This window comes from Brevibacillus thermoruber 423 (assembly GCF_000454065.1).
Lineage (GTDB): Bacteria > Bacillota > Bacilli > Brevibacillales > Brevibacillaceae > Brevibacillus > Brevibacillus thermoruber.
Genome location: NZ_KE695655.1, coordinates 1 through 18,499, shown reverse-complemented (window position 1 = coordinate 18,499; position 18,499 = coordinate 1). Strand labels below are relative to the sequence as shown.

The 18,499-nt window shown below is 59.3% G+C and carries 17 protein-coding genes; 7 read left to right on the top strand and 10 right to left on the bottom strand.

All coding sequences use genetic code 11. The annotated features are described in order from the left end of the window. The 3 genes from M516_RS0121245 to M516_RS0121235 form a co-directional block, all read right to left on the bottom strand. Positions 1 to 2,445, bottom strand: coding sequence for a heavy metal translocating P-type ATPase (locus tag M516_RS0121245; RefSeq protein WP_029100894.1), 2,445 nt, complete (start codon positions 2,443 to 2,445; stop codon positions 1 to 3). A 204-nt stretch (positions 2,446 to 2,649) separates the two neighbouring features. Next, positions 2,650 to 3,567 (bottom strand): pseudouridine-5'-phosphate glycosidase, encoded by a 918-nt coding sequence (locus M516_RS0121240; protein WP_029100893.1) that lies wholly within the window; start codon positions 3,565 to 3,567, stop codon positions 2,650 to 2,652. A gap of 3 nt (positions 3,568 to 3,570) precedes the next feature. Continuing rightward, complete coding sequence (locus M516_RS0121235) at positions 3,571 to 4,695, bottom strand: carbohydrate kinase (RefSeq protein WP_420796333.1); 1,125 nt, start codon at positions 4,693 to 4,695, stop codon at positions 3,571 to 3,573. A 190-nt stretch (positions 4,696 to 4,885) separates the two neighbouring features. Between M516_RS0121235 and M516_RS24150 the strand changes: the two genes are divergently transcribed. The 6 genes from M516_RS24150 (at position 4,886) to M516_RS0121205 (ending at position 8,140) form a co-directional block, all read left to right on the top strand. Then, positions 4,886 to 5,233 (top strand): GNAT family N-acetyltransferase, encoded by a 348-nt coding sequence (locus tag M516_RS24150; protein WP_051188330.1) that lies wholly within the window; start codon positions 4,886 to 4,888, stop codon positions 5,231 to 5,233. Positions 5,234 to 5,308: 75 nt separating this feature from the next. Continuing rightward, positions 5,309 to 5,464: a hypothetical protein gene (locus M516_RS25785; protein ID WP_156110488.1), complete on the top strand. Its 156-nt coding sequence runs from the start codon at positions 5,309 to 5,311 to the stop codon at positions 5,462 to 5,464. A 174-nt stretch (positions 5,465 to 5,638) separates the two neighbouring features. Continuing rightward, positions 5,639 to 6,085 carry a MarR family winged helix-turn-helix transcriptional regulator gene (locus tag M516_RS0121220; protein ID WP_029100891.1) on the top strand — a complete coding sequence of 149 codons (447 nt, stop codon included), beginning with the start codon at positions 5,639 to 5,641 and terminating at the stop codon, positions 6,083 to 6,085. Between the two features lie 123 nt (positions 6,086 to 6,208). Next, positions 6,209 to 6,835: an FMN-dependent NADH-azoreductase gene (locus tag M516_RS0121215; RefSeq protein WP_029100890.1), complete on the top strand. Its 627-nt coding sequence runs from the start codon at positions 6,209 to 6,211 to the stop codon at positions 6,833 to 6,835. A gap of 78 nt (positions 6,836 to 6,913) precedes the next feature. Beyond that, positions 6,914 to 7,300, top strand: a complete 387-nt coding sequence (locus tag M516_RS0121210; protein WP_029100889.1) for a DoxX family protein — start codon at positions 6,914 to 6,916, stop codon at positions 7,298 to 7,300. A 57-nt stretch (positions 7,301 to 7,357) separates the two neighbouring features. Then, entirely contained in the window at positions 7,358 to 8,140 is a 783-nt protein-coding gene (locus tag M516_RS0121205; protein WP_029100888.1) for a pirin family protein, read from the top strand. A gap of 505 nt (positions 8,141 to 8,645) precedes the next feature. On the opposite strand, the gene M516_RS0121195 is transcribed toward M516_RS0121205, so the two are convergent. From M516_RS0121195 to M516_RS24145, 3 genes are all read right to left on the bottom strand, one after another. Next, complete coding sequence (locus tag M516_RS0121195; protein ID WP_029100887.1) at positions 8,646 to 10,163, bottom strand: acetyl-CoA hydrolase/transferase family protein; 1,518 nt, start codon at positions 10,161 to 10,163, stop codon at positions 8,646 to 8,648. Positions 10,164 to 10,430: 267 nt separating this feature from the next. Continuing rightward, positions 10,431 to 11,102, bottom strand: a complete 672-nt coding sequence (locus M516_RS0121190) for a LytTR family DNA-binding domain-containing protein (protein ID WP_029100886.1) — start codon at positions 11,100 to 11,102, stop codon at positions 10,431 to 10,433. 167 nt (positions 11,103 to 11,269) lie between these two features. Then, entirely contained in the window at positions 11,270 to 12,742 is a 1,473-nt protein-coding gene (locus M516_RS24145) for an alanine/glycine:cation symporter family protein (protein ID WP_152523458.1), read from the bottom strand. Positions 12,743 to 12,898: 156 nt separating this feature from the next. Between M516_RS24145 and M516_RS0121180 the strand changes: the two genes are divergently transcribed. Continuing rightward, a complete protein-coding gene (locus tag M516_RS0121180; protein ID WP_029100885.1) occupies positions 12,899 to 14,101 on the top strand; it encodes a hypothetical protein in 1,203 nt (400 codons plus the stop codon). A gap of 198 nt (positions 14,102 to 14,299) precedes the next feature. On the opposite strand, the gene M516_RS25045 is transcribed toward M516_RS0121180, so the two are convergent. The 4 genes from M516_RS25045 to M516_RS0121160 all read right to left on the bottom strand — a co-directional run bounded on the left by M516_RS25045 (position 14,300) and on the right by M516_RS0121160 (position 18,236). After that, positions 14,300 to 14,695, bottom strand: coding sequence for a hypothetical protein (locus M516_RS25045; protein ID WP_081656638.1), 396 nt, complete (start codon positions 14,693 to 14,695; stop codon positions 14,300 to 14,302). A gap of 153 nt (positions 14,696 to 14,848) precedes the next feature. Then, positions 14,849 to 16,300 (bottom strand): sensor histidine kinase, encoded by a 1,452-nt coding sequence (locus tag M516_RS0121170; RefSeq protein WP_029100884.1) that lies wholly within the window; start codon positions 16,298 to 16,300, stop codon positions 14,849 to 14,851. Then, positions 16,300 to 16,995 (bottom strand): response regulator transcription factor, encoded by a 696-nt coding sequence (locus tag M516_RS0121165; RefSeq protein ID WP_029100883.1) that lies wholly within the window; start codon positions 16,993 to 16,995, stop codon positions 16,300 to 16,302. Before M516_RS0121165 ends, M516_RS0121170 begins: the two co-directional genes overlap by 1 nt. A 332-nt stretch (positions 16,996 to 17,327) precedes the next feature. After that, on the bottom strand, positions 17,328 to 18,236 hold the full coding sequence (locus tag M516_RS0121160) for a hypothetical protein (protein ID WP_238551025.1): 909 nt from the start codon (positions 18,234 to 18,236) through the stop codon (positions 17,328 to 17,330). Between the last annotated feature and the right edge of the window lie 263 nt (positions 18,237 to 18,499).

Sequence of the window (18,499 nt, the reverse complement as noted above, 5' to 3'; positions counted from 1 at the left end):
TCATCGCCCTCTTTCCGTTGAGCGTTTTTCCAGTTTGACGTGCTGCAGGCGCAGGGCGTTCAGCACGACCGACACCGAACTGAAGGCCATCGCCGCCCCGGCCAGCCAGGGCGCGAGGAAGCCCAGCGCCGCCACAGGGATGCCCAGCGCGTTGTAGGCAAAGGCCCAGAACAGGTTCTGCTTGATGTTGCGGATGGTTTTGCGGCTCATCACGATCGCGTCGGCCACGCCGGTCAGATCGCCGCGCATCAGGGTGATGTCAGCCGCCTCCATGGCCACGTCCGTGCCGGTGCCGATCGCCATCCCGATGTCGGCGGTGGCCAGCGCGGGCGCGTCGTTGATCCCGTCGCCCACCATCGCTACCCTGCGACCCTGCTGCTGCAGTTTTTTCACTTCGTCCGCCTTTCCTTCCGGCAGCACTTCCGCGATCACCCGATCGATCCCCGCCTGGCGGGCGATCGCCTCCGCCGTCTGCCGGTTGTCGCCGGTCATCATGACGACCTCCAGTCCCATCGCCTTCAAGCGCTGCACCGCCTCGCGGGACGTCGGCCTGATCGTGTCCGCCACCGCCACCAGCCCGGCCAGCCGGCCGTCCACGGCCACCAGCATCGCCGTTTTGCCCTCCCGCTCGAGCTGCGACATCGCTTCCGCCGCCTGGTCAAACGGGATCTGATGCCGGTCCAGCAGACGTCGTGTCCCCACCAGCACCTCCCTGCCGTCCACCGCGGCGCGGATGCCAAACCCGGGGATCGCCTCAAACGAGTCGGCCCCGGTCAATGTGACGCCCCTGTCGGCAATGCCCTTGACGATCGCCTGGGCCAGCGGATGCTCGGAGTGTTTCTCCGCCGCCCCCACCAGCACCAGCAGCTCCGCTTCCTCCATCCCGTACGCCAGCACGTCGGTCAGCTCCGGCTCCCCTTTGGTCACCGTGCCCGTCTTGTCCAGTACGATCGTGTCCAGCTTATGGGCCGTCTCCAGGTGTTCACCGCCCTTGAACAGAATCCCCAGTTCGGCGGCCCTGCCGGAGCCGGCCATGATCGAGGTGGGCGTTGCCAGCCCCAACGCGCACGGGCAGGCGATCACCAGCACGGCGATGCCTTTTTCCAGCGCGGAGGCGAAGTCCCCCGGCGTCACCAGCAGGTACCAGACGGCAAAGGTGACGAGCGCGATGCCGACGACGACCGGCACGAAGATACCGGAGATGCTGTCCGCCAGCCGCTGAATGGGCGCTTTGGAGCCCTGCGCCTCTTCCACGACCCGGATGATCTGGGCCAAGGCCGTCTCCTTGCCCACTTTGGTCGCCCGCACTTTAAGAAAACCGTTTTTGTTCAGCGTGGCGCCAATGACCGCGTCGCCCGCCGCCTTGTCGACGGGAACGCTTTCGCCGGTCAGCATCGATTCGTCCACAGCCGACTGCCCTTCCAGGACGATGCCGTCAACGGGCACCTTTTCCCCCGGCTTCACGTGGACGATGTCGCCGGGACGCACGTCTTCCACCGGGATCGTCAGCTCCTCGCCGTCGCGGACCACCACGGCCGTCTTCGCCTTCAGTCCCATCAGCTTGCGGATCGCCTGGGACGAACGGCCCTTGGCCTTCGCCTCAAACAGCTTGCCGAGCAGAATCAGCGTAATCAGCACGGCGCTCGTCTCAAAATAGAGCTCCGTCATGTGCGCCCCCGACCCGATGGAGCGGACCGCCAGGTAGAGACTGTAAAAGTAGGCGGCCGATGTGCCCAAGGCGACCAGCACATCCATGTTGGCGCTTCCGTTGCGCAGGGCCTTGTAGGCGCCGACGTAAAACTGCCGGCCGACGACGAACTGCACCGGCGTCGCCAGGGCCAACTGCACCCACGGATTCATGAACATCTCCGGCAGCCAGATGAACGAAGTGAAGGAAAAATGGCCGACCATCGCCCACAAGAGGGGCAGGGAGAGGATCAGGGAAAAGAGAAACTTCCCGGTTTGCCGGTCGATTTCCTCCGCCCGGCGGTCAACCGTTTCCGCGTCCGTCTGATCGCCCTTGGCAGCCGCTTGATAACCCAGCTTTTCCACCTGCCGGATCAGGTCGTTCACGCCGACCTGCCCCGCGTCGTATTCCACGGTGGCTGTCTCCAACGCCAGGTTGACGTTTGCCTCCAGCACCCCGGGCAATTTGCGCAGCCCCTTTTCGATCCGGGCCGCGCATGCGGCGCAGGTCATGCCGGTAATGCTCAGCTCCTCCTTGTCGCTCACGACGCCGTACCCGAGCGATTCGATCCTGCTGCGGATGTCGCCCAGGCTGATTTTCTCGGGATCGTAGACGACCGTCGACGTTTCCAGCGCCAGGTTGACGCTGGCCGACTCCACGCCCTCCAGCTTTTTCAGCCCTTTCTCGATGCGAATGGCGCATGCCGCGCAGGTCATGCCGGAAATCGGAACCGTCGCTTCTTTTATTTTGGCGCTCATCGCGTATTCCTCCGCATCAAAATACCCATGTGGGGTATATTTTTGGTAGTATTCCCTCAAGGGCTCCTGTTTATTACACGCCCCATTATACAATACCCCAGGAGGGTATATCAAGCGGTTGGGCAAACATGTTCTGCCAACGGCAAAAAGCGCCGTCCGTCTCCGGACAGCGCGCGATGGCGGCCGTTGTTTTCGCGGGCCGTGTCAGTTTTTCTTGACGTGATAGGCTGCGGCGATTCGGGCCGCCACCTCCGCGTTGTGCTTCACCAGGGCGATGTTGGTCTGCAGGCTCTTGCCGGCCGTCAACTGTTTGACCCGGTCGAGCAGGAACGGTGTCACTTGTTTTCCGGTGATGCCCTTTTCCTTCGCTTCCGCCAGCGCTTGCTGGATGACGGCTTCGATCTCGCGGTGATTCAGCGCGTCCGCTTCCGGCACCGGATTGGCGATGACCAGACCGCCGTTCAGCCCCAACTGCCACTTGGTGTCCATCAGCGCCGCCACTTCCTCCGGCGTGTCCAGGCGGAAATCGACGCCAAAGCCGCTCTCGCGGGCAAAGAAGGACGGGAACTCGTCCGTGCGGTAGCCGACAACCGGCACACCGTGAGTCTCCAGGTATTCCAGCGTGCGCCCCAGGTCGAGAATCGACTTGGCCCCGGAGCAGACGACGGCCACGTTGGTTTGCGCCAGTTCGGTCAGGTCAGCGGACACGTCCCAGGTGATCTCCCCTTCGCGGTGCACCCCGCCGATGCCGCCGGTGGCGAAGACGCGGATGCCGGCCAACTGCGCGGCGATCATCGTGGCGGCTACAGTCGTGGCGCCGATTTTGCCGCTCGCCAGGATGTACGGAAAGTCGCGGCGGCTCACTTTTTCCACCGACTTGTTGGTGGCGAATTCCTCCAGCTCGCTCTCCGTCAACCCGATCTTGATTTTTCCGTTCATGATCCCGATGGTGGCCGGCACGGCGCCGTTGTCGCGGATGATCCGCTCCACTTCTTTGGCCATTTCGAGGTTTTGCGGGTACGGCATGCCGTGGGAGATGATCGTCGTCTCCAGCGCCACGACCGGCTGGTTGTTCTCCAGCGCGTGACGCACTTCTTCCGTATAGGTGAGGTATTCTTTCATTCGTTATCGCTCCTTTTCGTACTGCCTTACTGTTTGTGCGAGCTGTTCCGGCTGCAGCAGCGGCGAGACCGACTGCTCCGTCTGCAGGGTCAGGGCGGATGCGGCCAATCCGAGGCGGCAGGCTTGTCCGAACGATTCACCGTTGACGATGCCGTACAAAAGCCCGGAGGCAAACGCGTCGCCCGCACCGGTGACATCCACCACGTCCGTCGGATACGGGGCCAGGTGTTCCGCCTGTTCCGCCGATTGATAGTACACGCCCTGCTCGCCCATCGTGACGACCACCCGCTTAACGCCCCGCTCCCGTATCCGGCGGCACGCCTCGGCGCACGCTTCGACCGACGCGATCGGCATGCCGGCCAGCAGTTCCGCCTCTTCCCGGTTGGGCAGGATCGCGTCCACGCCGTCCAGCCTCTCCGGCAGTTTCTTCGCTTTGGCGGAAGAGACCGGATCGACAAACAGCGGGATGTTTTCCGTGCGGCAGCGCTCGATGATGTACGCCAGGCAATCCGCCGGCAGGTTGGTATCGAGAAAAACGGCCCGCGCCGCCGCGATGTGGGACCACTTGTCCGCGAACATCTCCGGGGTGAGCGCGTCGTAGATGTCCATGTTGGCCAGCGAGACCACCATCTCCCCGTCGATGTCCAAAAGCGCGGTGTACGTGCCCGTACGCCGGGCGGGCAGCCGCCACACCTGGCTGACGTCCACGCCGTGCCTTTTCGTCTCCTGCAAAATCCACTCGCCCTCTTTGTCTTCGCCGACGCAGCTGATCAGCGTGACGCTGCTGCCCAGCCGCCCCAGGTTTTCGGCGATGTTGCGCGCCACGCCGCCGCACGACTCGGTGATGGTCACCGGATTGGACGAATGCAGCCGCACTTTTTGCTTCCCGCGCGCCTTCCGGTCCAGGTTGGCTCCGCCGATGCAGACGATCCGCCCTTCGTCGCGCAGCACATAGGCACGTCCCTTGATCTCGCCCCGTTTGGTAAGCTGGGCGATGTACCCGGCCACCGCCGAGCGGGAAATGCCCATCTTGTCGGCCAGCTCCTGCTGGCTGATAAACGGATTTTCACGAATGTAGCGCAGGATTTGCTGTTCCTTGTCCACGGCTCTCCTCCTTTCTTCCGCCATCATTCCCCTTTTTCTTTCGCATTCTCTTTTCAAACAAAAGTTTATCACATAAACAAATGTTTGAGAAGAAAAAATCACATGCTCCCGATCCCCCCAAACGAGAAACGCGCACCTGCGGCCCCGCAACGGGCCGTCGGAGCGCGTCGGGATTGTCCCCGGTAATCGACGATGGGGACCGGCGCGATCTCGCATGCTGCGGTACAATACAAGCGAAAACATCTGCGAGAGCGAGGTCACCGACGTGAACACGATCGAACTGATCGAAGTTGTGCTGCCCCACGAGCGCATGGCCTACCGCGACATTCTGCTGCTTGCCGACGACTGGGAAGAAGAAGTCGAGCGGTACATCCGGGAAGGAGAACTGTATATCGCAGCGGACGGGCAGCGAGTCCTCGGCGCCTGCCTGATGATCCCTGCCTCTCCCGACGAAGCGGAGATCAAAAACATCGCCGTCCTGCCGGAATACCGGGGCAAAGGGCTGGGCAAGGAGATCATCCGTGGAAAACGGCATCCGCGAGCTGGACATGGTCGTGTTTGAACGATTGCTGTAACGCTTCCGGGGATGAGCCGCCCCTCTTTCGCGCACACTAAGCAAAAACAGGTGGGATCTCAGATGGCTGACCAACGGGAAAAGCGAAACGACGAAGACGAGTATTTTTTCTTTGACCTGTCCGACGAGAGCCACGAAAAAATATTGGAGAAAGAGCTGCGGGAAGCGAAGGAAAATCCGCTGGGCCCGCTGGAGGAAGTCACCAAAGTGGAGTACTAGGACGCAGATTGCCGGCAACCCCCTGCCCGCTCACATCACAAGCGCCGGGGGTTCGCCGATCCATTCATGCCGATTCCTCCTGCCGGCCCTTCCATTTGACAAGACCTGCCTTCTCGTGTACCATTATCTCAAATTAGAGATATTAAACAGCGAAGCAAAGGAGGGGCATCCTTCATGGCAGATACGCAGCAGCGAAACGAGTCACTTGAGCTTCTGATTGTGCTGTCCCGTTCCTACAACTGGGTCACGGCCCATACCAACCGCGACATCCGCCGCCATGGATTGAACCCGACGGAATTTGGCGTCCTGGAAGTCCTGTACCACAAAGGCCCCCAACCGCTGCAGCAGATTGGCGAAAAAATCCTGATCTCCAGCGGAAACATTACCTACGTCGTGGATAAACTAGAAAAGAAGCAGCTGCTGGTGCGCAAGCCCTGTGCCGAGGATCGGCGCGTCATTTACGCGGAGCTGACCGACCAGGGCAGACAGTTTCTGGCCGATATTTTTCCATCCCACAAGGAAGCGGTCGAAAAGGCAGTGAGCGGCCTTACTGCCGAAGAAAAACGGCAGGCGATCGCGCTGTTGAAAAAGCTGGGGCGGGCCGCGCAGGAGAGTTTCTAGAAAACACCTGCTGCCCCCGGCCAAAAAAGACCTTGACAAAACAGCTCACGCGTAATAATCTTGAAATCAAGATTTAAAAAATAAAAGTTATTAGCTTACGAAAGGAAAGGGGAATGAAACCACATGAGCAAGGTTCTGTTTGTGAAAGCCAACAACCGTCCCATCGAACAATCCGTCAGCGTGAAGCTGTATCACGCGTTTCTGGATAGCTACAAAGAATCCCACCCGAACGACGAGGTAGTGGAACTGGACCTGTTTGCGGAAAACCTGCCCTACTACGACGTGACGAAAATCAACGCCATGTACAAATCCGGCCAAGGCATCGAGCTGACCGCGGAAGAGCAAAAGGCGGCCGATCTGGTGAACAAGTATCTGAACCAGTTCCTGGAGGCCGACAAAGTGGTGTTCGCCTTCCCGCTGTGGAACTTCACCGTGCCTGCCGTGCTGCACACCTACATTGATTACCTGTGCCAGGCCGGCAAAACGTTCAAATACACCCCGGAAGGTCCGATCGGCCTGCTGAACAACAAAAAAGTGGCCCTGCTGAACGCGCGCGGCGGCATCTATTCCGAAGGTCCGGCCGCTGCAGTGGAAATGGCCGTAAACTACGTGCAAAACGTCCTCGGCTTCCTCGGCGTGAAAGACATCTCCACCGTGATCGTGGAAGGGCATAACCAATTCCCGGACAAAGCCGAAGCGATCGTGCAGGAAGGCTTGGAAAAGGCTGCAAAACTGGCGGAGACCTTCTAAGGCCCGCCGGCCTTTTTGGACAAATATCTTAACTTTAAGAAACTAAAATTAAAAATATATGAAGGAGAGATGAACATCATGATGGATCTTGGTTTGTTGATCATTCGCCTGGTCGTGGGATTGACGTTCGTGGGGCACGGCGCCCAAAAACTGTTTGGCTGGTTCGGGGGCTACGGCTTGAAAGGAACCGGCGGATGGTTGGAGTCCATCGGCTTGAAGCCGGGCGTTACCATGGCGCTGTTGGCCGGCCTGGGTGAGCTGGTGGGCGGCCTGCTGTTTGCCGCCGGTGTCGGCACGTGGGTCGGCGCGCTGTTGATCGCCCTGACCATGCTGGTGGCGATCGTCAAAGTCCACGGCGCCAACGGCTACTGGGCGACGCAAAACGGCTTCGAATACAACCTGGTGCTGATTGCGGTGGCAATCGGCGTGGCCCTGATCGGCCCCGGCGCTTACGTCCTGTTCTGATCGCACGGAGAATGGGCGCGCCCGGACAGCTTCCCTGAGTTGAAGGAGGAATCGCACATGCACATCGCTGTTTATACGCAGAACGAACAAGGCAAAGGCCATTTCGGCAGCGGCGAGATCGTGGAGAACAAACCGATCGCCTTTCCGCACGAGCACTCGGCCGTCAAACGCGTCGGACCGCTCTTTTACTGGGCCTGGGCCAAATCGCTGACCACCTTTGAGATTCCGCTGCACCCCCACTCCGGTTTTGAAATCATCTCGTACGTCTTGACGGGCACGGTGGGGCATCGCGATACGCTCGGCAACCTGCAGCAGGTCTCGACCGGGGGCGCACAGGTGATGCAGACCGGATCGGGTGTCTATCACGCGGAAGAGCTGGCGGCGGGCACCGAGATGTTTCAGATCTGGTTTGAACCCCACCTGGCCCGCGCCGTCAAGGAAGCGCCCACTTACAACCAGTACGACCATGAACAGTTTCCCGTGGAGGAGGCGGGCGGCGCCCAGGTCAAACGGGTGGTCGGCCCGCAAGCGCCCATCCGCCTCGTGACCGACGCGGAGATGAGCGACATTGTCATCGCAGAAGGTCAATCCTGGACGCAGCCGCTTCCGGACGGATACGCTCTGGCGGCCGTGGTGGTGAGCGGCCGGGGTACCGCCCGGCCGCAGCGGCAGGTGGACGGCGGCCCGTTGTCCAACGCCTCCCTGGAGACAGGCGACTTCGCTGTCGTCACGACGGACGGGACGGAATCGGTCGAATTCCATGCCGATCCGGGTGAATCGCTGCGCCTCGTCGCCATCCGCGTCCCTGCCGAGGTGGAGTACCCGCTGTATCGCAAATAATCGCAGCGGCAAAAGCGAGGCCGTCACGCAGAAAGTGACGGCCTCGTTTTCATGTCCGCGCCTCCTCCGCTGGCTGATCGGCCGTCGTTTCAGAAGGATTTTCCAGAAGGGGCTCGAATGAAGAAATGGGTGCCGACACTTCTGTGCTGTCGCCGTCTCTTCGGAAATCACCGACCGCAGAAAGGGGCCGCAGCTTGCTGAACGTATGGAAGGTCATCTTCGACAACGTCCTGGTTTGGGTTCCGGTTCTTCTCATGTTTGCCCCCATCCTCGTTAAACGTTTGTTTGATAAGAAAAAGTGACGCGTTTCCTCCTCCTCTTTACGGTTTTCCCCCTCATTCATCCCGGTTGTCCGGCAGGAATTTCCCCGTTTTCCCGCGAAAGAACATACTCGATTACCTGAAAGCGTTCAGCGACCGCGCCGTGGCAGCGGCCAAACGGGCGTAACCACCGCTTGGGCCCTGCTGAATGGGCCAAGCTCGAAACGAAAAAACGGTCTCTCCCGTCAGCGGGAGGAGACCGTTTTCTTTTCGAGCATCGTGCCTTCCTGGGCGAGCCGCGTGTGCCAGGAGAACGCTTTTTCCAGCACATGCGGCGTATGGCCGCCGCGCGTCAGCGCTTCCCGGAAGTAGTCGCGCAGTTGGTCGCGATAGAGCGGGTGAGCGCAGTTCTCGATGATCAGCCGGGCCCGTTCGCGCGGCGCCAGACCGCGCAGGTCGGCCAAGCCCTGCTCCGTGACGACGATATCGACGTCGTGCTCTGTGTGGTCCACGTGGGACACAAACGGGACGATGCTGGAGATCTTGCCGCCCTTGGCCACCGACTTGGTGACGAAAATCCCCAGGCGGGCATTGCGGGCAAAGTCGCCGGAACCGCCGATGCCGTTCATCATGCGCGTCCCCAGGACGTTGGTCGAGTTGACGTTGCCGTAGATGTCAAACTCCAGGGCGGTGTTGATGGAAATGAGCCCCAGACGGCGGATCACCTCGGGATGGTTGCTGATCTCCTGCGGCCGCAGCACCAGCTTGTCGCGGTATGCGGGGAAGTTGGCCACCACCTGCTTCATTTTCTCCGCCGTCAGGGTGATCGAACAGCCGGACGCAAACGACACCTTGCCCGCGTCGATCAGATCAAACACAGCGTCCTGCAGCACCTCGGAATACACAGTCAAATCGGAAAACTCCGACTCTAAAAATCCGTTGAACACCGCGTTGGCGACCGAGCCGATGCCGGACTGCAGCGGCATCAGGTTTCGCGGCATCCGCCCTTTTTTCACTTCATGACGCAAAAACTCGATCAAGTGGCCGGCCATCACCGCCGTTTCCTCATCCGGCTCGACGATCGTGGACGGGGAATCCCACTGTTCGGTGATGACGATGCCCTTCACTTTGTCCGGGTCGACCGGAATGCCCTTTTGCCCGATCCGCTGTTCGACCGAGGTCAGCGGGATCGGCGAGCGTTCCCCCTGCCGGCCTGGCGTGTAGATGTCGTGGATGCCTTCCAGCGCGAGCGGCTGTGCCATGTTCAGCTCGATGATGACGTGCTTGGCATGCTCCACGAAGACGTTGGAGTTGCCCACAGAGGTCGACGGAATGATCATCCCGTCTTCCGTCACTGCAACCGCTTCCACAATCGCGTAGTCAATCGGGTCCAGCACTCCCGCGCGTATCAATTCCGCCGTATGGGACAAATGCTGATCGACAAACAGCAGTTCTCCCTCGTTGATCTTTTGGCGCATCACCGGATCCACCTGAAACGGCAGCCGCTTGCCAACAATTCCCGCTTCCGCCATCACCGCGTCCACGCCGGAGCCCAGGGATGCCCCCGTGTAGACGTTGACGGTAAACGGCCGTCCATCCCGCTTGGCCCGTTCTGCCAAGGCGACCGGAACGACTTTGGCGTCGCCGGCCCGCGTAAACCCGCTCAGCCCGAGGGTCATGCCGTCCTCAATCCAGCTTGCCGCTTCCTCTGCCTGCACGATTTTGCCCCGAAGGCGATTGTCGCGTAAGCGCTCCCATACCATGTTACCCACCTGCCATTTTCGTTCGTCTGTTTGGTACCACAGTAGCACATTCAAACTGAGCGAGCACTCGATTTCCCACAAGCCAGAAAATTTGGCGGCAGGCCAGAAAAACCACCCCTGAACGTCGGAGCCGCCAAAACCGGGCCCAAGGCTCAACCGATCAGAAGCCGGGCAGGCAGGGACGCGACGACGCCGGGCCAAAACCGAAAACAGGCAAAGACGCGAGACCGCTCGGCCAGCAGCCGCACAGACGGGACCGCACGTCCCTCAAAAACCGAGCCTTTGACGGAAATGGCTGGCGTACGACTGGCTGACCGGGACGCGGGTCCGCTGCTTGTCTTTCATCTCCAGCATAAACGTGGAATGAAAATGCGGGTGGATGAAGCCAACCGCTTCGATATTGACCAGATAGGCCCGATGGCAGCGCACGAACCGCTCGGGCGGCAGCATCCGCTCCAGCTCGGTCAGGCTGTACCGGTTGACGTACGAGCCGTTTGCCGTGTGCAGCAGCGTTTTACCCTCGTGTGAACGAATAAACACGATCTCGGACACGTGGACAGGCAGCCAGCCGTCTTCCGTCTTGCCGGTCAGCACGGTCGGCGCCGGCTGCGGAGCCATATGCGGCATCAACACCCGGGGGTATATCGCGGTGACGCAGCCCTCGAGCCGGCCGCCGCGCACAAGCGGCAGGGAGACCCCGTAATAGGGGACGCCGAACACCCGGCTTTCCACGTATTGCGCTACCTTCCGGCGAGCGGTCAGCGCTCTGTACGTCGCCGATCCTTCCCGCACCGCGTCGCCCGGTTTGATTTTCAGGTCGATGCTGGCGCTGGGCTGATAGTAAATGTAGCGGGAATCATCCGAAATGGCGATCGACACGCCCTCCGGGATCACTTCACCGATCATCTGCAGCACTTCGGGAACCAGTGTTTTCTCCATGTTTCATCCCTCTGCCATGAAAAATGGAAGTACACTTTTATTAAAACACATTTTCGCCCGCTTCGGACAAATCCCCGCTCTTTTCCACCTGCGGCGCCGATCCCGCGTTGGGGAGACAACGGAAAAAGACCTCGGCGTTGCTTGTGCAGTCCGAGGTCTTTCCGCGATTACGACGTTTTTCTTCTGGACGGTTCCGGCACGCCCGGGTACTGGTATTCCTTCTCCCAGAAATCGGCGTCGGCTATGCCCAGCTTGACCGGATCGAATACCGGGTCTTTTCCCTCTTTCTTCTGGCGTTCATAGTCCTTTAACACGGCCAACGCCGGCTTGGTGAGCAGCAACATGGCGATGATGTTGAGCCACGCCATGCTGCCGACGCCGATGTCCCCCAAGGTCCAGGCCAGACTTGCCGTCCTCACGCTCCCGTAGAAGACCACCCCCAGGATGACGATCTTCAAGGCATACTCCGACCAGGGCCGCTTCACGTAGCGATTCAGATAGGCCAGATTGGTCTCCGCCATGTAGTAGTAGGCCATGATCGTGGTAAAGGCGAAGAACAGGAGCGCGATGGCGACAAACGGAGCGCCAAAGCCGGGAAACACCGACTCGACGGCCTGCTGGGTAAAAATCGGCCCCGGTTCGACGTCGCCCAGGTTGTTCACAATGGGGGCCGCTCCGTCCGGCTTTACGTTGTACATGCCGGTGATCAAAATCATGAAAGCGGTCGCGGAACAGACAAACAAGGTATCCACGTAGATGGAGAACGCCTGAACCAGCCCCTGCTTGGCGGGATGGGACACTTCCGCCGCGGAGGCGGCATGCGGCGCGGTCCCCTGCCCCGCTTCGTTGGAATAAATCCCCCGCTTCACGCCCCAGGAGATGGCGGCGCCGAGAATGCCCCCGAAGGCTGCGTCCAGACCAAATGCGCTTGTAAAAATCAGCGCCAGTACGCCGGGCAACTGGGAAATGTTCAAAAAGACGATAATCAGGGCCACCAAAATATAGCCCAGCGCCATGAACGGCACGACCACCTGCGCAACATTGGCAATCCGCTTGACACCGCCGAAGATGATCGAGGCCAAAATCACCGCCAAGGCAATTCCGGTAATGGCGGGATGGATTCCAAAGGCGTTTTCGATCCCCGCCGCGATGCTGTTGGCCTGTACGCCCGGTAGCAGCACTCCCGTCGCAATGACGGTCACAACCGCAAACAAGACGGCGTACCATTTCAGCTTCAGCCCTTTTTCGATGTAATAGGCAGGGCCGCCGCGAAACTGGCCGTCTTGTTTGGTTTTGTACACCTGCCCCAAGGCTGCTTCGACGAACGCCGAACCGGCCCCCAAAAAGGCGATCAGCCACATCCAGAAGACCGAACCCGGTCCTCCTGCGGCGATCGCGGTCGCCACGCCGGCGATGTTGCCCGTCCCGACACGGCCGGACAGCGCGAGCGACAAGGCTTGGAAAGAAGATACCCCTGCCTCGGAACGCTTCCCTTCAAACATGTGCTTGACCATGTCTTTCAGGTGCCTCACCTGCAGGAACCGGGTCGCCAACGAGTAAAACAACCCTGTCCCCAGACACAGGTAAATCAGCGCAGGACTCCAAATGATGTCGTTTACCCAACGGATGAATGCTTCCAACAAAATGCCCCCCTTCCGGAATCATCCAATTTTGTGCAATTATAAAATATTTTGTCTGTTCATACAACTCGGAATCCTTTGCGGCGCCATCCGAAACCTTTCCAGCCACTGAATCGTCATAACGGATACGACGATGACGAAAGGACTGAATATCGGATGAACAGATCCTCCCTCTCAACCGCTCTCCTCGCATGCAGCCTCGTGTTCGGCGCCGTCCAGGGAATCGCCCCGGGCGAAGCGAAGGCGGCCTCCCAATCGGCCGGCTTCCGGCTTACCTACCAACTGCCGCCCCATCCGGAGAAGGTGCTGTTTCTCAATACGGAGATGGTGACGATCGAAAATCCGCAGCCTGCGGAACTGGTGGCCAAACACCGGCTGGACAGCTACCTGTCCGATCAGGCGGGCGGCTACATCAGCGAAAAGGCGATCTATTGGGAAAACCTCACGTTCCTCACGTCCAAAAAGGGCTTTCTCCTGGATGTGTACAACTGGATCGGCGTTCTCCCGCCCGTCTACCCCGCAGGATACGACCCGGCCGAGATGGACCGGCGCGTCGCCGCCACGGAACTGTTTACGGAAGAAGGCATGCGTCTACACAGGGAGCGCGGGGAAATCAACCTGCAGGCACGGCTGCAGGCCCTGATCAACGCCGGGTACGTCAAACCGGAGGAAATCGACGACGGCGCCGCCAGCAAGTATTTTGTGGCGACGGTCTTGTACCGGATGTTCAAGGACGTTCGGCCGTATCACGGAGGCATCGATCTGAAGGATTCCCAGGACATCCCCGTTCGCTGGGCCGTCGAGATCGGACTGCCTGGTTTTGACGTTGCCCCCGATGGATACGTCTACCCCCAGAACCGCCTGCAGATGACGCCGGGGCCGAAAGACGTGTTTGAAGAGTATCCGTACAAGCGTTTGTTTGATTTTCTGACGCTGATCCTGCCGGGCAAAAAGACGGCGAACGGCTGGGAGTATTACCAGGTGAAGCTGAAGCCCGGCATGGTGCCGGTTCGCATGAGCGATTTGATGTACGTCAACGGCCAGCCGATGTCCCCGTACACGGTGTACGACCATCCCGCCTATTACGACGCCAGTATAAAGATTGCCCGGTACGTCACGCCGCGCTTTGAACAGATGTTGAAAGCCGCTCGCGCGGACGCCCTGAAGCCCCGGGTGTGGGACTGGAGCCGCGACCTGATCCACCACCCCCGATTCGCCCAACTTGTGGCCGATTACCGGAAAACGCGCAGCAGCCGGGCGGTCAACGCCGTTTATCAAGCCGTCCGCACGCATTACAACCTGAATGTGCGGCAGGACTCCCCGGCCGTGATCAAAAGCGTGCTGGATCACGTCAAGTAAACCATCGGCTCCAGCCTGCCCAGCCGCTCGCTCCCATTCGCTGTTCAGCCGCGTTCCGGCCGTTGTCCCGGGCCGGAAGGGGATGCGTTTCGACACCAAAACAAAAAAGGACGGTAAAAACCGTCCTGAAATTTATTGATACATGGAGGGATGCGGGGAAAGAGTGGTGTTGCTCGCCTATGACCGAATGTCTCGCCGTTAGTTCTTGGCGGAATCGGAAGTAGATTGATCGGTGCCGCCGTTGTTCGTTCCGGCGGAACCTGTCGAACTCGAATCGGTGGAGCCGGTGCTTCCGCTGCCGGAAGAGGCGTCCGTGCTTTGACCTGCCTTGCCGGTAGAGTCAGAAGCACCCGTCGAGGCGTCGGACGTACCGGCATTCGAGTCAGCTGCACCTGCATTCGCGTTCGATTGATCTTGAGAAACCGAGCTGTCGGTCGATTGGTTTTCCGTCGGTGTAGAGGTCCCCGGAGTCGTGGCGCTTCCGCCGTCCTGCTGCGTTGCCGGTTCCGGCGTGCCCGATCCGTTGGAGCATGCTACCAGGCTGCCGGACAGCAGTACGGCAACAGCGGCCAGGGATACCCATGTTTTCTTCATGTTCATTCTCCCCTTTCGTTTCAAGGTTCATGACGATCTCGCCGTCACACTCATAGCGTAACGGGAAAAGATAGCCATTCCGTGAGCGAAGTGGGAAAAAACCATGAACAAACTATGAAAAAATGATGACCGTCCCGAACCGCTTCGACGCCGTTACTGCGCTTGTGCCTGACGGTACTTTTCCACGGTCGGCAGCCAGACGGTAAACGTGGTACCCAAGCCCGGCTCGCTTTCCACGGTGATGTTTCCGTCGTGCAGTTCGACCAGCTCTTTGACGATCGCCAGCCCCAACCCCGTTCCTTTGTTTTTCTTGGAACGTCCGCGATCCACCTTGAAAAACCGTTCCCAAATGCGCGGGAGGTCGTCAGCGGCGATGCCGATGCCCGTGTCCGCGACGGACATCCTCACCCACTCTCCCTCCGCTTCCGCCGTGATGCGGATGGTCCCCTCGTCGGTAAACTTCACTGCGTTTTTGACCAGGTTTTTGACGATTTGGGCGACACGGTCCTTATCGGCGTAAATCTTCGGCAGGGCGTCCGCCAGTTCCACCACGATCTCCAGCCCTTTCTCCGCCGCTTCGGGGCGGAAGGCGAACGCCGTCTTGTTGATCACCTCGGCGACGTCCACCGGGAATCTGGCCAGGGTCACCTCGTTGTTCTCCAGCTTCATCAAATCCATCAGGTCGTCCACCAGGCGGTTGATCTGCATCGTCTCCGAGTACATCACGGCGTAGTACTTTTGCCGCGCTTCCTCCTCTTCCACCAGGCCGTCCTGCAGCGCTTCCAAAAAGCCCTGGATCGCCGTCAGCGGCGTCCGCAGCTCATGCGACACGTTGGCGAGAAAATCGTTGCGCACCTGCTCCAGGTGGTGCCGTTCCTGCTCCACCCGCTCCAGTTTTTCCGCCAGCGTGTTAATCGTCTGCGCGAGGTCGCTGATTTCGTCTGCCGTGTCCACCTTGACCCGCTCGGCGTAGTTGCCCCGGCCAATTTCCGTCGCCGTGCGCTCGATTTTTTGCAGCGGCCGGGAGATCGACCACGAGAGATAGGAGACCATCGCTGTGGACAGCACGACGCCGAACAGGGTGGCCCAGAGGATGGTTTCCCGCATCTGGGCAAAGGTGCGCTCGATGCCTTCGATCGGGGCGTGCAGAATGATTCCCCCGTAGATCTCCTCTCCCTCTCCCCAGGGAATGGCGACGGAGAGCATTGGGTCCTCCATGCCATCGATCTTCAACTCCGTCACCGCGTTCTGCCCGTTCAGCACCTTGTTGGCGATCGACATCGCCACCGATTTTCCGGTAAACACTTCGTCTTTCATCGAGGTGGCGACAATCTTGCCGTCGCGGTCAAACAGCCAGATGCGCACGTCGTACGTTTCGTCCAGATTGCGCAGCTTTTCCAGCAGACGTCCATTGATCCGGCTGCTGTCGTGAATCTGCGCGTTTACTTTTTTCGCCTGGCGCAGCAGTTCCTGTTCCTTGGCATCGTAAAAGTATTCCTTGGCGAAAAAGGAGATCAGCAGACCGGAGATGCCCAATCCGATCAGCACGGTGGCCAGAAAGCTGAACAACAGGCGGCGGAAGATGCTTTTCGACATCCCCAGCATTACTCGCCCACCTCGAATTTGTAGCCGATTCCCCACACCGTGTGAATGCACTCGTAGGGGAGCTTGTTCAGCCGCTGCCTGATCTTCTTGATGTGCACGTCGATCGTGCGGATGTCGCCAAAATAGTCAAAACCCCAGATTTGTTCCAGCAATTGCTCACGCGAAAAGACGCTGCCCGGCGATTTCGCCAGATGGACAAGCAGGTCAAACTCCTTCGGGCGAAAGCTGATTTTTTCGCCGGCTGCGATCACTTCCCGTTTGTCCAAATCGATGGACAGCTGATCAAACGTGAGCAGGCGCGCCGCGTCCTCCTCCGCCTTTTCCCTTGGCTGCATTCTCCTGAGGATGGCCCGAATCCGGGCCACCAGTTCACGCGGACTGAACGGTTTCGTCACATAATCGTCGGCCCCAAGCTCCAAACCGAGCACGCGGTCAAACTCTTCGTCCTTCGCCGTAAGCATGATGATCGGCGTGTCCCATCTTTTGCGGATTTCGCGGCACGCCTCAAAGCCGTCCATCTGCGGCATCATCACGTCGAGAATAATCATGTCCGGAGATTCTTTTTCCACCAGCTCCAGCGCTTGCCTGCCGTCGCTGGCGACCACCAGGTCAATCTGCTGCTTCGCAAAGTACAGGCGAATGATTTCGCATACGTTTGGATCGTCATCGGCTACCAAAACCTTTGTATGGCTCATAGCCAACAACCCCCCTTCTCTCATCGGTACTTTTTTGGAGGCAGCCCCAAGGTGTCACATGTGTTTCAGCGAACATAACCGTGTGGTGATCATAATCGGAAACAACAAGAACAAGCTTCCGCTGCAGAAGAACCTGCTTCTTCGAGAAGCCTGCAGTAAAAGCTTTTCTTATGGTAACACAGATGGGGATGAATGTGGACCTGTAAAGACGGGGGAATCATTGTCATTTGCGGGGCCGCGCCTTGAGGCGGCGCTCTTGCCGTGTCTCTGTCGTTTCACCGTTAAGGGGCAAAAGAAAGCTGCCTCCCTGTACCGAGAGACAGCCATTCCCGTTATGGTATGATCGTCAGCAGTTTGCAGGCATTCCGCTCCGCTTCAGCCCGTTCCGCTTCCGGGAGACGTTTCAGGAGGTCGAGCGCAGCGTAGGGAAATTTCAGCGCATGCGGGTCAGAATACGTTTTCGCCCAATACTGCGGATCGTAGAGGGAGACGAAGGCCGGCTCCTTCACCTCATCCTCCAGCACGAAGTCTGGGATTTGGCGGTTCAGGTGCATCTGGATGCGATGGTTGGCCATGCCGGCTGAAACCAGATCGTCGTATCCGAAGCGCTCCAGATCGGTCAATGCCTGCGCGTGGGTGATGCTGTGAATGGTCTCGCCGGCCAGATGGTACATGACTCCGTCGATGACGCGCCCCGGTACCACCGTATGCAGCTCGCCGTACGTCCGCCTCGTCATGTCCAGCGTGTCCTGGTATGCCGGAATGTCCGGGACGTCTGCTGCCGTCACTTCAAAATAATTGTCGATTCCCCAGTACCGGTTCGGTCTGTCTTGTGTCGTTCCCTCCAACATTGCGGCCAGCCCGTCCACAATTTGAGGCGTGATCAGATCCGGCCGCTGGCGCAGCGCCTTCAGCGCCAGCACGCCCAAGGCCAGGCCGTGGCCGGAGGTTCGAAGCTGTTTCACATTGTTCTCAAGGCCTTTGATGACCCGCTTCAGCAGTACCGGATCGGCTTCTTCCGGCTCCGGCGGCGCAAACCACTCCGGATGCTGGCGGCGAAACGATTCACACGTCCGCTCGATCCCCTCTTTCACATGCTCCGGCAGGTCGTGCTCCTGATTCATGAAGTACCCGGCCAGCAGCGCGGCGCCAACGTGACCGTAAAACCATGACGTTTTCCCGGCACGGGCCATGCCTGCAACCCCCAGCTCCACATACGAATCCAACAACCGCATATTCATCCCCCATTTTCCTGTTATTGGATTCATTATATTATAAACTTTTTAGTTTTTAAAGTATAAAAATGAATACCTTACACGACCGCGCCCATGCTATTTTCCCGATCAAATAAAAAACCCCGCCTCTTTCCCGCTATGGAAAAGAAACGAGGTCCTCTTTTACATTCATTCCCTGAAAACTGGATACGCATGGTGGGCAAAGGATTATGGAGTGGATAAGTCCTCGACCGATTAGTATTCGTCAGCTCCACGCGTTGCCGCGCTTC

Bases quoted from the DNA above. Each gene is read 5' to 3' on its own strand.
- M516_RS0121245 (WP_029100894.1), bottom strand. From the start codon at position 2,445: ATGAGCGCCAAAATAAAAGAAGCGACGGTTCCGATTTCCGGCATGACC.
- M516_RS0121180 (WP_029100885.1), top strand. From the start codon at position 12,899: ATGAACAGATCCTCCCTCTCAACCGCTCTCCTCGCATGCAGCCTCGTG.
- M516_RS0121235 (WP_420796333.1), bottom strand. From the start codon at position 4,695: ATGGCGGAAGAAAGGAGGAGAGCCGTGGACAAGGAACAGCAAATCCTG.
- M516_RS0121215 (WP_029100890.1), top strand. From the start codon at position 6,209: ATGAGCAAGGTTCTGTTTGTGAAAGCCAACAACCGTCCCATCGAACAA.
- M516_RS0121195 (WP_029100887.1), bottom strand. From the start codon at position 10,163: ATGGTATGGGAGCGCTTACGCGACAATCGCCTTCGGGGCAAAATCGTG.
- M516_RS0121160 (WP_238551025.1), bottom strand. From the start codon at position 18,236: ATGAATATGCGGTTGTTGGATTCGTATGTGGAGCTGGGGGTTGCAGGC.
- M516_RS24150 (WP_051188330.1), top strand. From the start codon at position 4,886: ATGCTGCGGTACAATACAAGCGAAAACATCTGCGAGAGCGAGGTCACC.
- M516_RS25045 (WP_081656638.1), bottom strand. From the start codon at position 14,695: ATGAAGAAAACATGGGTATCCCTGGCCGCTGTTGCCGTACTGCTGTCC.
- M516_RS0121190 (WP_029100886.1), bottom strand. From the start codon at position 11,102: ATGGAGAAAACACTGGTTCCCGAAGTGCTGCAGATGATCGGTGAAGTG.
- M516_RS0121220 (WP_029100891.1), top strand. From the start codon at position 5,639: ATGGCAGATACGCAGCAGCGAAACGAGTCACTTGAGCTTCTGATTGTG.
- M516_RS25785 (WP_156110488.1), top strand. From the start codon at position 5,309: ATGGCTGACCAACGGGAAAAGCGAAACGACGAAGACGAGTATTTTTTC.
- M516_RS0121165 (WP_029100883.1), bottom strand. From the start codon at position 16,995: ATGAGCCATACAAAGGTTTTGGTAGCCGATGACGATCCAAACGTATGC.
- M516_RS0121170 (WP_029100884.1), bottom strand. From the start codon at position 16,300: ATGCTGGGGATGTCGAAAAGCATCTTCCGCCGCCTGTTGTTCAGCTTT.
- M516_RS0121210 (WP_029100889.1), top strand. From the start codon at position 6,914: ATGATGGATCTTGGTTTGTTGATCATTCGCCTGGTCGTGGGATTGACG.
- M516_RS0121240 (WP_029100893.1), bottom strand. From the start codon at position 3,567: ATGAAAGAATACCTCACCTATACGGAAGAAGTGCGTCACGCGCTGGAG.
- M516_RS0121205 (WP_029100888.1), top strand. From the start codon at position 7,358: ATGCACATCGCTGTTTATACGCAGAACGAACAAGGCAAAGGCCATTTC.